The sequence below is a fragment of the Pseudomonas gozinkensis genome (assembly GCF_014863585.1).
Taxonomy (GTDB): Bacteria; Pseudomonadota; Gammaproteobacteria; order Pseudomonadales; family Pseudomonadaceae; genus Aquipseudomonas; species Aquipseudomonas gozinkensis.
In genome coordinates this window covers 3212020-3225774 of the sequence record NZ_CP062253.1, presented here as the reverse complement: position 1 = coordinate 3225774, position 13755 = coordinate 3212020, and the positions used below count along the sequence as shown (strand labels likewise).

Here is a 13755-nt window from a genome sequence, read left to right as displayed (position 1 = left end):
GCCTTTTTCATGTCCGGCAAACACTCATTCGCCGGCCAGTTCACGCAACTGCGCCAGGGTCTGTTGATCCAGCTCGATCCCCTTGGCCAATGATCTGGCCCGCTGCAAATGCCGCCGATCCCCCGGCAAGCGCTTGAGACCTACCCCGTGCATCTGCCGTACGAGTTCCTGACTGCGTTCGGCGAAGCTTTGCCCGGCGGTCTTGCTCGGGTCGATGACGATCAGCAACTGGCCGGTCCACGGGGTCTTGGCCCCCGGATGATTCTTCCAGTCGAATTCGAACGAGAAGTTGCCACCGGTCAGCGCGGCGGCAAGCAACTCCACCATCATCGACAGCGCCGAACCTTTGTGCCCGCCAAACGGCAGCAAGGCGCCGCCTTCCAGAATCGCTTTCGGGTCGCAGGTCGGCTGGCCGAGGCTGTCGACGCCCATGCCCGCCGGCAGTTTCTCGCCCTGGCGCGCGGCGATCTGCACGTCGCCATGGGCGATGGCGCTGGTGGCCAGGTCGAACACGATCGGCGCACCGTCGGCCCGTGGCGCGGCGAAGGCGATCGGATTGGTGCCGAACAACGGCCGGTCGGCGCCGTGCGGCACCACGCAAGTCATGCTGTTGACCACGCTCAACGCCACCAGGCCTTCATCGGCGAAAGGCTCGACGTCCGGCCACAACGCGGCGAAGTGATGGGAGTTGCGGATCGCTAGCACCGCGATCCCGGCACTGCGGGCCTTTTCCACGAGCATTGCACGTGCTGCCGCCAGTGCAGGTTGAGCAAAACCATTGCCGGCATCGACGCTGACGAACCCTGAAGCCACGTCCTCGACCTTCGGCACGGCCTTGCCGTTGACCCAGCCGCTGTTGAGCGTCGAAACATAACCGGGAATCCGGAAAACCCCATGGCTGTGAGCGCCGTCCCGCTCGGCATTCGCGCAATTGGCGGCCAGCGTTCGCGCAACTTCGGCCGAGGTGCCGTGACGGGTGAAAATCGTTTGCAGCAATTGAGTCAGCTCATCCAGGGACACCGTGGAGGAGATTGCATGATCGTGTGGCGCAGACATCTGAAGCTCCAGAGTAATTATTGGAGGGAACAACAGCGAACGGACAACCCGCAACCAGATTAACCACATGCGGCCGACAGCCTGTCAACCCTGCCATGCGCATCGACCCGCGCGCGATATGTATTTACCACCGGCACCGGGCAACGTTTTTTTAGCCTCGGGTTTCGATCTACCCACGCGTACAAGCGCCCTTATCGAGACTCGAGATGTCAGCCGCCACTCCACCGTTGTTATTCCCCGAAACGTTCGACTCACCGGGCCTTTGGCCCGCACTGGGCAAGGCCCATGGCTTGAGTGACAAGGATTTCAGATGGCTCGCCCATGCCAGTCTGGCATCCGACGCCCTGCGCCGCCAGCAGGAGCCGCCCATGGCTATCGAGCGAATTCTGCTCCACATCACTGGCGAGCCGCCCATGCCATTGGCTGGCGCCTTTGTTATCGGTGAAACGCCGGACGACAAGGGGCTGATCCTCTATACCCCGTATGCGGGCATCCAGAAATTCCACAACCGTGCCGAATTGAAAGAGCGGCTTGAAGGGCGGCTCAACGATATCGAAGAGCAGGACACACTGCTGCCATTCCTGGCCTTGCCCCAGCGCCAGCAATTACAAGGCGCCGAGCGTATTTCAATGACGTTCACCAGCGTTGCCGGCGACGTCTTCGCCGAGCAATTGGCAGACTTTCGACAGAGCCTGCTGATGAATGCCGAAATGATGTGCCAGGAGCTGAAAAAGCTTCCGACCCTGACCCAGCTTCTGGGTGCGGTGCTCGATGAGCTGCTCCAGTCTCACTTCGGATCGTTGTCGCAAAGCCGCACTCAAGTCAGCTTCAACCGACCGACCGGAAACAGTGGCGAACGGCAACACATGAGCGACCTCTTGAGTCTGAGTGATGCGGTATTGATGTATTACCGCCATCAATACTGGCCAACCGAACAACCGCCCCGCTTTTCCAATCCGGGCAGGACACCGGCCACCGATGATCAGGCGCAATGGGAAAAGGCTGTCAAACAGGCTGCGAGCAAACTGCCTGCGCTGTTGTTCCAGCACCTGGAGCGTTACTGGGAAGCGCCATCCGCCCTCGGACTGTCGCGACGTTCCTTCTTTGGCCAGGCACTGGAAGATCAGGCGCATTGCGAATGGATGATCAAGCGCGAAAGCGGTGTCATCGACGCCGGGCAATTCAACACGCTGCAGCAATTGATTCGACCGGTCACTCAGGCCGTGCGCTTTCCCGTCGTGGAAAACGTGCGTCTTTGGGAGCGCGAAGCCAATTATGTAGAGCTGGCGGGCTCGCTGATGATCAGTGAGCCTCACGCCTTCCTCTACACGCCCGCTCACGGCTTGCAACTGCTCAAGGACTACGAGGACCTCAAGGATACGCTGAAGGAAAAGTTCATCGCCAAGGGCCATGAAGATGAGCTCTATGGCCTGTTGAGCCTGGACGAGCGCAATCGTTTTCTCGGTTTCGGGCAGCCGCAGGTGTCCGGCGAGCGGATTGTCGGTGACATTTTCAGGATTCTGTTCGAGTCCATCATCACCAAACAACGGCAGAACATCGAATATGCACTGCAAGTCTTTCGCCACAGCGATGGGGCCGTGAACCTGCATGCGCTGTTCGACAAGAGCCTGGACATCCGCTCGATGATCCACGAGCGACTGCAGCCAATCGATATGGGGGGACGCTGGAGCACGCATCCGGTGATTTCCGGCAACCAGCAACCGTCCGTGGTGCTGGCGGACAAGGCGCTTGCAGCGATCAAGACATTTGACTCGGTGGCTGCGCCAGTCCTTGAGCAGCTCAGGGCGCAGCCGATGGCGAACCTGGCGATCCAGCGCTATTGGCTCGAGCGTTTGAAACCGGATCTGGCGCAAGCCTGGTTCGTCGGGGTCAATGGCGAGGCCAGACTCAGATTGCTCAGTGGCTCCCTGAACGCCTCAGTGCAGGCCATTGTCAGCAATGTCATCAATGCCGATCAGCCGAGCCGGGCGCAGCGCTCCGCCCTCAACGGCTTCCGACCGGATGCCTACGCGTTGACGCTTGAGTGTCCCATCCAGCCGAGTCCAGTCACCCTTGCCCATTGCGTCTTCATCACCGAGCGTGGCGGGCTCGACGAGCAACACTCCGGACGCGCCGTGTTGTGGACTCCGGCCCTCGGGCTGGAGGTTTTCGATAACGTCGCGGTTGCCCGGCAGGTATTGAAGCGGCGCCTGAGCGACAGTGACCGGCGCCTGTTACTGCTGGAAAATATCGTGCCTTCGCAGTACCAGCCTCATCAGCGGTACAGCCTCGGGCCGTTTCAATACATCGATGGCAACGTGTTGCACGAGCGCATGCAGTCCACCATCGAGCACTATCTGGTTCGTTGCCAACATGTGCGCGAGCGGATCAAGGACAGCGCCCGTCGTGATAGGGCACTGGCAGGGCTGCGCGGTGCCGGTCTGTCCACCAATCTGCCTTTGGCCAGCGCACATGCCCAGGCTATTGCCACCCGGCAAACGCTTCCCGCCTGGCTGGGCATGGCACCGGTCCAGGAACAGAAGCGCCATGTCGAACTCCTGGAGCAGTGGTACCAGAGCGTGACTGACGACAAGGATTACCTGTCCGGCGTGCCGTCGCTGGTGGGTCATGTCGAGCAGACATTGAAATCAATGCTCGACAGCCGTTTCCCTGGCAGTCGGCTGGACCCGCGCGAGATTGAAATCACCCCCAATCTGGCATTGGCCGGCCCCGCCCGGTCCCTGGTGGAGTTTGCCCTCAATCACATCAACATCGCCCAGGGCACCGGTTTCAGAATCACTTCGAAAAACGCCGCGACGTTGCCGGCCGGACTGAATCAAAGCGCCGTAACACAAATGCTGCTGTCACTGGCGATACCGACCACCTATGCCCGCAAAGTCATACAGGCGCTGTCGGCAAGCGATCCCGAAAGCCAGAAACGCAAGCAACGTTTTTTCCGTCAATTGCCCTGGCAGCTGCTGCAGCATGCTCACGCAGCAAAACTGCAGCAACATCTTTCAGGCAGCGCCTACGGCCTGATTCAGCAGGTGCTGGACATGCCCGATGCCCTTGCACGAGCAGCCGTGCATGGCGCCCACGCCATCGCCTGCCCGCTGTCACTGATCAAGACGGCCGGCGCGACTGCCCTGCCCGTTCAGGGGATGTATGTTTTCACTCCGGGCAGCAGGCACAAGGGCCCTCTGGTGCTCTATGCGCCATATGCCGAACAGGTTTTCCAGGAGTTCGAGAACGAAAACGAGCTGATTTCAGCCCTCAACATGCCCGGTCGTTTACAAGACCTGCTGCTGCGCCGGCTGCAGGGCAGCGAACGAGCGATATTGCGCAACCTGCTGGTGTCTTCCGTCGGTCAGCCCAGCGAGATGAAACTGGCCATCAGTGCATTTGAAGGCAATCTGCTGGAACACCTCTACAACGACAATCTGGTGCTTCTGGAACAGCAGTTGGACGCCCAGAAAAACTCCGAATCGCAATTCGATTGGGAGACAGCAAAAATCCTGTTCAGTCAGGAAATAAGGCAGCTCAGCAATCTGCTGCCCGGCAAGCTTGGCTACATTCCTGTTCTCTGGAAAGCCTATGACGAATTCAAGGGCTCTGCCGAAGCCCTGCAGAATCACCACTGGAAACGGGCGCTTAAATCCTTTGTCCGGGGCGCCGAACAAATGATCATGGTGGGGTTGATACCGCAGGCATCGGACGAAGCAGAAGCCGTTGTCGAGGAGGTCCAGGACATGGCTGAAACAGCAGAGCTGGCCGACATTGACCCGACCGCGCCCCAACGCACGATGCTTCAATCGTACGAGTCCATGGACGTCGCGCTCAAGGATCTGAAATTCGATCCGGGTCAAGGCACCTATCTTCAGGTATCGCGCAACCGCCATTTCGCAGCGGTTGAGGGCAAGGTGTATCCAGTCGTCAAGAGCGGGAATGCCTGGCGTCTGGCAAACAGCGTCCCGCAAGGTCCGCTCTTCCAGAAAAACGGTCCTCGCCTGGTGCGAGTCGCCGATCACCAGACCGTTCACTACGGACAGGTGTTCGGCAGATTGGTCGAACGCCACAGCATCACAACCCTGCGCCGCACAATGCTCAACATCGAAGCGCAGGGGATGGAGGAAATCCGCATGAGGTTTCCTCTCAAAGCCCAGGCGCTGGTAAACGCGATCGATCTCGCCCGACGCTATGCCTTCTATTGCCTGCATAACCTGGTCCCGCTCGCCAACGGCCCCATCCATTCACGGGTGAGCCATTTCCTGGAGGACTTTTTCAATGTGCCGACGATCACACCCGAGATTCTCTCCAGGATCAATGCCGCCATCCTGCCGATCTGCAACGCGCTGGTAGACCCATCCGATGAGTTGCTCGATACCGAGCGCTTCGTGGTCGGCTCTAACAAATGGCTGCACGATGTCATCGCTTTTGTGCTTGAAGGCGATGCACAGAAGCGGGTGCACTTCACCGAGCATTTTTTCCGACAACAGCTGGATCAGTACAAACCCTTTCTTCTCGAGCCGTTCGATGTAGATGGGCATGCGCAGGCGTCAACGTTGATTCATGAGTTTTCCCATCAATTCAGCAAGGCACTGGACATCACCACCCTCAGGGCACGGGAACCTTTCAGCGACCTGATTTCGAGGATCACCACTGGCGGTTCGAAGCTGTACAACGACCTGCACGCCGATCAGCGTTCAGCCCTGTCGCTCAGCACGCCCCGCGTCCGGTTGTTCGCCGAATGGAACAGCGTGTTCAAGACCTGGGTCGATGTCGACAAGGTGCCGGGCATGGAACTGACTCACAAAGAAATCCTGCGCTTGACCGGCGCGCGGAACCTTCGGGAGGCGCGTGATGCGTTCCTCGACCAACGATCTCCGGACGCGCGCATCAATGTCATTCTGCGTAATGCCGACTCGATAGCCCGCCTGATCTGCGAAGTCGGCCGACAGCTGGATCCGGCGCCGGCCCCCTGAAACAGCCAAAAAAATGCGCAGGCTCATCGCCTGCGCATTCTGCATGGTGGCGCTCGGAATCAGTCCTTCTGATCGCGCAATACATTGCCTGATGCGCCATCGATACGGAATTCGTACACCACACCGTCAGCCTTGCGCCCTTCGCCTTTCCAATAACCGTCGTTGTCGGCCTCGATTTCATAGACTTCGACATACCCGGCCTTGGTCTTGGCAGTTTCGATGGCCTTTTCGATCGTGATCCATCCTGCACCAGGTCGGTCCGCCAGCGCCACACCGGCACTCAGAAGACTGGCTGTGGCGACGAAAGCGGCCAAGGTTCTTTTGATCATTTTTTCACTCCATCTATGGTTAATGTTCGCGGGACGTCCTGGTTTTTTGGGGTGTCTGAGCGAAAAAAGTTCCATGTTTGATGGGTAAATGCCATGACGGTTGTTCTCGGCGCCTTCCCCTCAAGGTTAGAATGCGGGAAATCAGGACGAGTCAATGACCCAGAACACCCTCTCGGAAGCCGAATACGATGCGATCACCGATGCCGCCGCGCATTGGTGCATGCGTCTGCACGCCGTCGACTGCACCGATGAAGAGCGCGAGGCGTTCGAGCAATGGCGCGATGCACACCCGCTTCACGCGTTCGAGTACGAGGCGATGGTGGAGATCTGGGACGTTGCCGAACACCTGCCGCGTCCGGAGCCTGCGCCGGTCGTGCCGATTCGCCAACCGGTCAGCTCATGGCGCCAGTACGCCGTAGCGGCTTCTGTCTGTGCGCTGGCCTTGCCGCTGGCAGCCTGGACCGGCTGGAACCTCGGCTGGCTGCCCAACAGTTATCAGCATTTCGCGGCCACCGATAATGTCCGCCATGTCACCTTGAGTGACGGCAGCCAGGTCGAGCTGAACCTCAACTCCGAGTTGACCTACAGCAACTACAAGGACGAACGTCGCGTTACCCTGAAAAAGGGCGAGGCTTTCTTCGAAGTCAGCCATGACCTGAGCCACCCGTTCATCGTCAGGGCCGCCGAAGGCAGGATTCGCGTGACCGGCACCCGCTTCAACGTCTGGATGTATGAGGATCAGGTGAAGGTGAATCTGATCGAAGGCTCCGTCCTGGTCACCAGCAACTCTCGACTGGGCGGTGATGGCTTGCGTCTCGGCCCATCGATGCAGGCACGCTACAAACACGGCGATGACATGCCGCAAATCAGCCAGACCTACGCCAACGACAACTCCCTGGCCTGGCGCAGCGGCAAACTCGTACTCGACAACCTGTCGCTGAACGAAGCGTTGCCACAGATCAACCGCTACCTGGCCAAACCCCTGATGCTGGCCGACAACTCGACCGGCTCGATCCGGGTGGGCGGCATCTACAACATCAAGGAGCTGAACAGCTTCGCCAGTTCCCTGCCCAAAGTGTTGCCGGTCTTCCTGACCCGCAACAAGGACGGCAACCCCGTGATCAACCCGATGCCGCAGCAACCGCCAAAAAACTGAAGGCCGTTCCCGTGAGGGAGCGGCCTTCTGCTTTTGTGGTTGTCAGCGTTCTAGACCGATCTGGTTACTGAGCCGCGACGTTCCCCGCTTTTTCCAGGTCATCGCGCACGGTCTGCACCTGATACTGCGGATCGGCCTTGATCTGCTGTTCGGTGAACGGCAACACGCTCCACTGTTTCTTCGAGAAGGCCTCGGTCTGATCCCGGGAATATTTCGACGCCGGATCGCTGGACAACGAGAACGCCAGCAGGCCCTGGGCATGCGGCCCCTTGTCGTCGAACGTCACGACTTGCAGGTAACTGGTGCCGCTGACCACTTCCAGCTTGCCGTCTTCGCGCGGCACGCTCTGAATGGCGTTGTAAATGCCCAGCGTACCCGGGCCACCATGGATCGGCGTTTGCTGGCCGCCACTGCTGACCACCTGCACATCGCCCCAACGGGTTTTCGCGCTCAGGCCCATTTTTGTCGCTGTCTCGGCCGACGCCAGCATGGCCTCGCGCAGTGCTTTGGCCACTTCAGGCTTTTCAACGGCCAGCCCGCGCGGGGTGTGCTGTGCATCCTTCGGATCGAACGCCACGCGCCAGGCCTGCGGCAATGGCTGCATGGCTTGCATGATGCTCTGGAAATGCACCAGCCCGACGCCCGACTCCAGATTCGCCCGGCCGTCCCACGCCTTCAGGCTGCTGCACACCGATTTCAGCGCGGCTTCAGGCTGCGAAGCACAGAACTTCAACAGATCCGGTACCACCTGAGTTGCCAGGAATACCTGATCGTCCATCACCATGTGTTGCAGATCCTGCACCGACACCGGGCCTTTCTTGCTCAGGGTCGCCAGACGATCCAGCGCAAAGCGCGAGCGCAGCCCCAGCGGCTGCCCGTCCTGGCTGATCAGCGGCGAGAAGCCGGTCAATGGTTGCGCCGGGTTGGCCAGCCAGGCCGAATCGTTGGAGTGCTGCACGAAGTCCTTGCGCAGCAGCTGTGGCAACTGGCTGGAGGCGTAGATGCCCTTTTGTGCGGCTTGCGGATCGTTGTCCCAGGCGCAGGCGCTGTTGGAACCGTCGAGCACGATCATTTTCAGACCGGCGCGCGGGTCGCTGCATTTGGCCAGTTTGTCGGCACTGACGTTCGGCACCACCGACAGGTTCATGTACACCGTCTGGCCTTTGTCATCCACGGCCAGAGTGTTGACCCACGGGATGCCCTGGATCGTGTGCACCGAATCCTGCAGATCCTTGAGATTGCCGGCGCGGTTCATGGCGTACCACTGTTTCAGCACCCGGTCGTTGTCGAGGTTGGCATCGCGCAGGCTGTAGGCGTACTGGTTGTTCCAGTCGAGCTTGCCGGGCCACTGCACCACCGGGCCGAACTGCGAACTGTAGACATCCCGCGATACCGGCATCACCTGACCGTCCGCCTGTTTGACCTGCACCGTGACGGTCTGCTTGTTCATCGGCAGGGACTTGCCGTCGAGCAGGTAACGGGTCGGATCCTTCGGATCGAGCTGCAGGCGATACAGGGTGAAATGCTTGGACGAATCGACGGTGTGGGTCCAGGCCAGATGCTGGTTGAAACCGATATTGATCATCGGCAGGCCCGGCAGCGCCGCGCCCATCACGTCGAGTTTGCCGGGGATGGTCAGATGCATCTGATAGAAGCGCATGCCGCCGACCCAAGGGAAATGCGGGTTGGCCAGCAACATCCCGCGGCCATTGAACGAACGCTCGCTGCCCACCGCCACGGCGTTGCTGCCACGATCCAGTGCGAAGCGTTGCTGGCGCGTGTCCGCCAGTTCATAAGCCCGCGCAGCGTTTTCAATCTGCGCTGTGGCCTGCGGCGGTGCGGCACCCGCCAGGGCTTCGGCGAACTGACCGACACCGCCTTCGACCAGAAGACGACGCGTCAGCTTCACCAGGTCTTCGACGGCGATATCGCGCACCCATTCACCCTGGCACTGTTGCGGCAACCCCTGCTGGCGACGCTCCGCCAGATAACGGTTGTAACCGGCAGCGTAACCTTCCACCAGGTCACGCACTTCAACGGGCTGCGCCTGCCAGAAAGCGCTCACGGCCTGCGGGGTATTGAGCCATTGGAAGAAGACGTCGCTGACACGGTTCTCGCGCTCTTCGACCGTTAATTGCTCCGGCCCGAAGTATCGTGACCGCTCGCCGTTGACCGTCACGATCTCGTTGGCCAGCAGGCACAGGTTGTCCTGCGCATAGGCGTAACCGATGCCGAACCCGAGACCGCGTTCGTTTTCCGCACGGATATGCGGCACGCCAAATCCCGTGCGACGTATGTCGGCACCGGCCTGGGTGGACGGACTGAACGCATGCGCCGACAGACTCAGCCCGAGAAACAGGCCGGCAAGGGTCAGTCCGGTTAATTGCCTGGAAATAGTCACGCTCGCTCCTGATTGAAATGCCGAAGAGCGAACCGCCCGCCACCGTGAACACGTCGGGCCCGGCTCGCTCTGAAATCACCCACGCGCCACGCGCAATGAGCCTGTCCAGAAAACGAAGCCGCGGAAAAAAAATTTAGTCGGCCAAACACCCCTCTCGTGCCGCAATCACGGGGAAAAGACAAAACCACGACAAATTTTCTACATTTTTCGCTTCATGATTTGTCGGGCTGAAACGTCTTGTTTAGAGAGAGCACGAAAAACCTTTCCTGATCAGGCTCTGAAAGGAGTAATCGCATGTACAACCCACTACTACCATCGGAAGGTAGCCAGACCCCCAAAGGAGCGCCCATGGGTTCGCACGCTGACGTATTCGGGCAACGGGTCGAGCGTCACGGCAATGAACGTATCCGCCTGTTGCTCAAGAGCTTCGGCCTGCGCACCAGCCTGATTCGCCTCAAAGTCATCGATACCCTGCTGGTTGCCGCCGAGGACGACCGTCGTCTGGGAGTGCGTGGCGTGCATAGCCAGTTGCTGGATCTGGACATTCCGTTGTCCTTCCTCAGCGTGCGTGAAGTGCTCAAGCGCCTGTGCGCCGAAGGCGTGATCACGTTCAACGACGACAAGAGCTACAGCCTCCATCCCCAGGCTGCCGCCGTGCTCAACAACGATTGAAGTGCGCGGCAGACGCCGTCAGGGCTTGACCTTGCGGCGCATCACGCCGTTGATCACTACGACCACCACTGCCACACCGATGGCGATGTACTGGAACGTTTGCTCGCTGAGCTTGCCGGCGTTTTGCAGCCAGGACAGGCCGAGCATGATCAGCAGTACGGCGAGGGCGATCAGAATCGAATATTTCAAGCGTTGCTTCTGGGTCATTACAGGTTCCTGAACCGTTGGAATGTATCGGGTTTGTATCGGCGTTGATGCCATGCGCATACCCTTTCACGGGGATACGTCGCTGCAAACGGGGTCTCATGTTACAGCCGATCAAGAGCTTTGGCTTCAGGCGGCTTTAACCATGAGGATTTTCGAAATGCTGCGTCGAATCACCTGGCTGATTCCTGTCCTTGCACTGCTCACCCTGAGCGGCTGCATCATCTTCCCCCACGGCGGCTGGCATGGCGATCATCGCCACTACGCGCCGCAAGGTCCGGGCTACTACTACCATCGTTAAATCATCACACCGAGGGTGACGCCGGCGTCCTCTCGTTCAAATGCAACAACGGATATAGTTTCAACAAAAATGCCCACAGGATCGTGGGCATTTTTCTCAAGATTCCATCTTCCATCCTGTCAGGCAATTCGCCTTCGCGAGTAGGTTTCCCGCCCTGCGCAACATCATGCAAACCCCCGTCATAGAGCGTCACAGCAATGACGTAGGAACCGTCTGACCCCGCCTCTACCCTTTGCGCTCTCTCTCGAATCTCGTGGAAGCGTATGCAAAGAACTCTCATCAATCTCTCGCCCCGGCAGGCCGTCGGTTTCTGCCTCGCCATCATGCTGTTCGAATGGCTGACCTACATGGCCAGCGACATGGTCATGCCGGCGATGCTGACCGTCACTCGGGACCTTGACGCCGATGCCCGTCATATCCCCAACGCCTTTAATCTCTACCTGATCGGCGGCGTATGCCTGCAATGGCTGATCGGACCGTTGTCCGACCGGTTCGGCCGTCGACCGTTGCTGCTGGCAGGTTGCGCACTATTCAGTGCTGCGTGTGCGGCGACGGTCTTCACGTCCGGCATTGAAGTTTTCAATGCGTTACGGCTGCTGCAAGGCATGGGACTCGGGTTTGTGGTGGCTGTCAGCTATCCCGCGCTTCAGGAAGTATTCTGCGAAGCCGATGCCGTGCGCCTGATGGCGCTGCTCGGCAATGTTGCACTGCTTTCGCCGCTGATCGGTCCCCTGCTGGGCAGTTTGTTGCTGGAGTGGCTCAACTGGCGCGAACTGTTTTTCGGCCTGGCCATGGTTGCCGTACTTGCATGGATCGGACTGTATGCCTGCATGCCTGAAACCATCGGGGTCGTCCGTCGTGATGGTAATCAGCAGGTGCCTGTAACCTTTTCCTTTCGCCAGATCGGTGCTCGCTACCTTGCGTTGTCGCGCAACTCAAACTTTGTCGGGACCTGCGTTGCACTGGGCCTGATGAGCCTGCCACTGATCGCCTGGATCGGTCTTTCACCGCTGTTGCTGGTCCAGTCACTGGGGCTGACAACGCGAGAATATGCCCTGTGGCAGATTCCGGTTTTCTCGGCGGTCATTCTCGGCAATCTGATCCTTGACCGATTGCTGCCCACACGTGAATTGCCGCAATTGATTCGCCTGGCGCTATGGCCGTATTGCCTCGGGCTGCTGACGCTGTTGGCAGTCGCAGTCACAAGCCTCTCTCTCATCGCACTGATTGCCAGCCTCGCGCTGTACGCCGTGGGACTGGGCATGAGCAACGCTGCCCTGTATCGGCTGGCGCTGTTTTGCAGCGATGACAGCAAAGGGCTGGTCTCGGCCGCGATCGGCATGATTTCGATTGCCGTGATGGGCGTCGGTGGGTCGTTGATTGCTGCTATCGGCGGCGGCCTGAGTCTGGACCTCTTTGCTCTGTGGGCCGCACTCGGCGGCCTGCTGAGCCTGCCCCTGCTCAACCGGTTTCTGCCTGCTCCGCCAGTGCCGACCGCTCAACCTAACGATAAGGACGTCTGATGTTCCAGTTCCCCCACAGCGACGCGCTCTGCGCGTTGACGCAACCCTATTGCCCGGAATCCGTGCCGGACGGACTGTTCGACCTGGCCATGGCCGAGATCAGCCGTTTCCACAGCCTGCACACCCCAGGTTACGAGCACTGGCTGAACGCCAACGGACTGGCGGTGGACGATCTGGAGAACCTCGACGACTGGTCGCGTCTGCCACCGATATTCGCCGGTTTTTTCAAGCAGCAACAATTGCTCAGCCCCACCGGCACCCACGCGCTGGAGCTGACCTCCTCGGGCACCAGCGGTCAGAAAAGCCGCATGCGCTATGACGAACGCAGTCTGGGGGCAGCCCAGTGCATGGTCGAACGCATTTTTCACCATTATGGCTGGAGCACTCCGCACACGCCCTGCAACTACTTGCTTCTGAGCTATGAACCCGAGGGCGCGATCAGCCTGGGAACCTCCTTTACCGATCAGTTCCTGTGCCGATTCGCACCGGTCAACCGAGTGGCCTACGCCCTTCGCCGTACCGGCGGCGGCCATGAGTTCGACAGTTTCGGCGTCATTGCAGCCCTGCAATCATTCGCCGAAGAAGGCCTTCCGGTGCGAATTCTCGGCTTTCCCGCGTTTCTCTGGCAGACCTTGGAGCGCATGCGTGTCACCGGCGTTTCTGAGTTGCAACTGGCACCAGACTCGCTGGCACTTTTTGGAGGCGGCTGGAAGACCCATGCCGCGCAGGAGATTCCCCGCCAGCGACTGTACGAGCGCATTCACCGACAACTGGGCCTTGAAGCCACCCGCTGCCGTGACGGTTACGGCGCGGTCGAGCATCCGGTGCCTTACCTTGAATGTGCACATCATCATTTCCATGTTCCCGTCTATTCGAAGGTCTTCGTGCGCAATCCATCCGACTTCACGGTTCTGCCGTATGGCCGCCAGGGCTTGCTGAGTTTCGTCTCGCCCTACATTTCATCGAGCCCGGCCCATGCCGTGGTCATGAGCGATCTCGCCACCCTGCATCCAGGCGCCAGCTGTGGCTGCGATCTGGCCGCAGACTGGTTCGAACTGCATGGCCGCGCCGCGACCACGGCTGGCAGAAGCTGCGCCATGGCCGCTTCCGAACTGCTGGGGAGGCACTGAC

The 13755-nt window shown here is 59.7% G+C and carries 12 protein-coding genes; 6 read left to right on the top strand and 6 right to left on the bottom strand.

Going from position 1 to position 13755, the window contains the following annotated elements; genetic code table 11:
- Nucleotides 1-24 precede the first annotated feature (24 nt).
- The 3 genes from IHQ43_RS14265 to IHQ43_RS29585 all read right to left on the bottom strand — a co-directional run bounded on the left by IHQ43_RS14265 (nt 25) and on the right by IHQ43_RS29585 (nt 2189).
- Nucleotides 25-1056, bottom strand: a complete 1032-nt coding sequence (locus IHQ43_RS14265) for an Ldh family oxidoreductase (protein WP_192564889.1) — start codon at nt 1054-1056, stop codon at nt 25-27.
- Nucleotides 1057-1307: 251 nt separating this feature from the next.
- Entirely contained in the window at nt 1308-1661 is a 354-nt protein-coding gene (locus tag IHQ43_RS29590; RefSeq protein ID WP_244142273.1) for a hypothetical protein, read from the bottom strand.
- Nucleotides 1662-1682: 21 nt separating this feature from the next.
- Nucleotides 1683-2189, bottom strand: a complete 507-nt coding sequence (locus IHQ43_RS29585; protein ID WP_244142272.1) for a hypothetical protein — start codon at nt 2187-2189, stop codon at nt 1683-1685.
- Between the two features lie 9 nt (nt 2190-2198).
- Here IHQ43_RS29585 and IHQ43_RS14260 point away from each other — a divergent pair, with 9 nt between their 5' ends.
- Nucleotides 2199-6038, top strand: coding sequence for a dermonecrotic toxin domain-containing protein (locus IHQ43_RS14260; protein ID WP_244142271.1), 3840 nt, complete (start codon nt 2199-2201; stop codon nt 6036-6038).
- A gap of 59 nt (nt 6039-6097) precedes the next feature.
- Here the strand turns inward: IHQ43_RS14260 and IHQ43_RS14255 are convergent, their stop codons facing one another.
- Nucleotides 6098-6367 (bottom strand): PepSY domain-containing protein, encoded by a 270-nt coding sequence (locus IHQ43_RS14255; protein ID WP_192564887.1) that lies wholly within the window; start codon nt 6365-6367, stop codon nt 6098-6100.
- A gap of 154 nt (nt 6368-6521) precedes the next feature.
- Here IHQ43_RS14255 and IHQ43_RS14250 point away from each other — a divergent pair, with 154 nt between their 5' ends.
- The gene (locus IHQ43_RS14250; protein ID WP_192564886.1) at nt 6522-7523 is read left to right on the top strand and encodes a FecR family protein; all 1002 of its coding nucleotides are present in this window, start codon (nt 6522-6524) and stop codon (nt 7521-7523) included.
- Nucleotides 7524-7587: 64 nt separating this feature from the next.
- Here the strand turns inward: IHQ43_RS14250 and pvdQ are convergent, their stop codons facing one another.
- Nucleotides 7588-9924, bottom strand: a complete 2337-nt coding sequence (gene pvdQ / locus IHQ43_RS14245) for a bifunctional acylase PvdQ (protein ID WP_192564885.1) — start codon at nt 9922-9924, stop codon at nt 7588-7590.
- Nucleotides 9925-10218: 294 nt separating this feature from the next.
- On the opposite strand from pvdQ, the gene IHQ43_RS14240 reads away from it, so the two are divergent.
- Complete coding sequence (locus IHQ43_RS14240; protein WP_192564884.1) at nt 10219-10596, top strand: fe2+ zn2+ uptake regulation protein; 378 nt, start codon at nt 10219-10221, stop codon at nt 10594-10596.
- An 18-nt stretch (nt 10597-10614) separates the two neighbouring features.
- Here IHQ43_RS14240 and IHQ43_RS14235 read toward each other — a convergent pair whose 3' ends face one another.
- On the bottom strand, nt 10615-10803 hold the full coding sequence (locus IHQ43_RS14235; RefSeq protein WP_039768149.1) for a hypothetical protein: 189 nt from the start codon (nt 10801-10803) through the stop codon (nt 10615-10617).
- A 157-nt stretch (nt 10804-10960) separates the two neighbouring features.
- Here IHQ43_RS14235 and IHQ43_RS14230 point away from each other — a divergent pair, with 157 nt between their 5' ends.
- From IHQ43_RS14230 to IHQ43_RS14220, 3 genes are all read left to right on the top strand, one after another.
- The gene (locus IHQ43_RS14230; RefSeq protein WP_178081266.1) at nt 10961-11101 is read left to right on the top strand and encodes a hypothetical protein; all 141 of its coding nucleotides are present in this window, start codon (nt 10961-10963) and stop codon (nt 11099-11101) included.
- Between the two features lie 263 nt (nt 11102-11364).
- Nucleotides 11365-12624 (top strand): MFS transporter, encoded by a 1260-nt coding sequence (locus IHQ43_RS14225; protein ID WP_192564883.1) that lies wholly within the window; start codon nt 11365-11367, stop codon nt 12622-12624.
- Nucleotides 12624-13754, top strand: a complete 1131-nt coding sequence (locus IHQ43_RS14220) for a LuxE/PaaK family acyltransferase (protein ID WP_192564882.1) — start codon at nt 12624-12626, stop codon at nt 13752-13754. The genes IHQ43_RS14225 and IHQ43_RS14220 overlap by 1 nt, the downstream gene beginning before the upstream one ends.
- Nucleotide 13755: the final 1 nt, after the last annotated feature.

Coding starts and splice junctions, on each gene's coding strand:
- IHQ43_RS14265 (WP_192564889.1), bottom strand. CDS start 1,056: ATGTCTGCGCCACACGATCATGCAATCTCCTCCACGGTGTCCCTGGAT.
- IHQ43_RS29585 (WP_244142272.1), bottom strand. CDS start 2,189: ATGCGCCTGATCTTCCAGTGCCTGGCCAAAGAAGGAACGTCGCGACAG.
- IHQ43_RS14260 (WP_244142271.1), top strand. CDS start 2,199: ATGATCAAGCGCGAAAGCGGTGTCATCGACGCCGGGCAATTCAACACG.
- IHQ43_RS14255 (WP_192564887.1), bottom strand. CDS start 6,367: ATGATCAAAAGAACCTTGGCCGCTTTCGTCGCCACAGCCAGTCTTCTG.
- IHQ43_RS14250 (WP_192564886.1), top strand. CDS start 6,522: ATGACCCAGAACACCCTCTCGGAAGCCGAATACGATGCGATCACCGAT.
- IHQ43_RS14240 (WP_192564884.1), top strand. CDS start 10,219: ATGTACAACCCACTACTACCATCGGAAGGTAGCCAGACCCCCAAAGGA.
- IHQ43_RS14235 (WP_039768149.1), bottom strand. CDS start 10,803: ATGACCCAGAAGCAACGCTTGAAATATTCGATTCTGATCGCCCTCGCC.
- IHQ43_RS14230 (WP_178081266.1), top strand. CDS start 10,961: ATGCTGCGTCGAATCACCTGGCTGATTCCTGTCCTTGCACTGCTCACC.
- IHQ43_RS14225 (WP_192564883.1), top strand. CDS start 11,365: ATGCAAAGAACTCTCATCAATCTCTCGCCCCGGCAGGCCGTCGGTTTC.
- IHQ43_RS14220 (WP_192564882.1), top strand. CDS start 12,624: ATGTTCCAGTTCCCCCACAGCGACGCGCTCTGCGCGTTGACGCAACCC.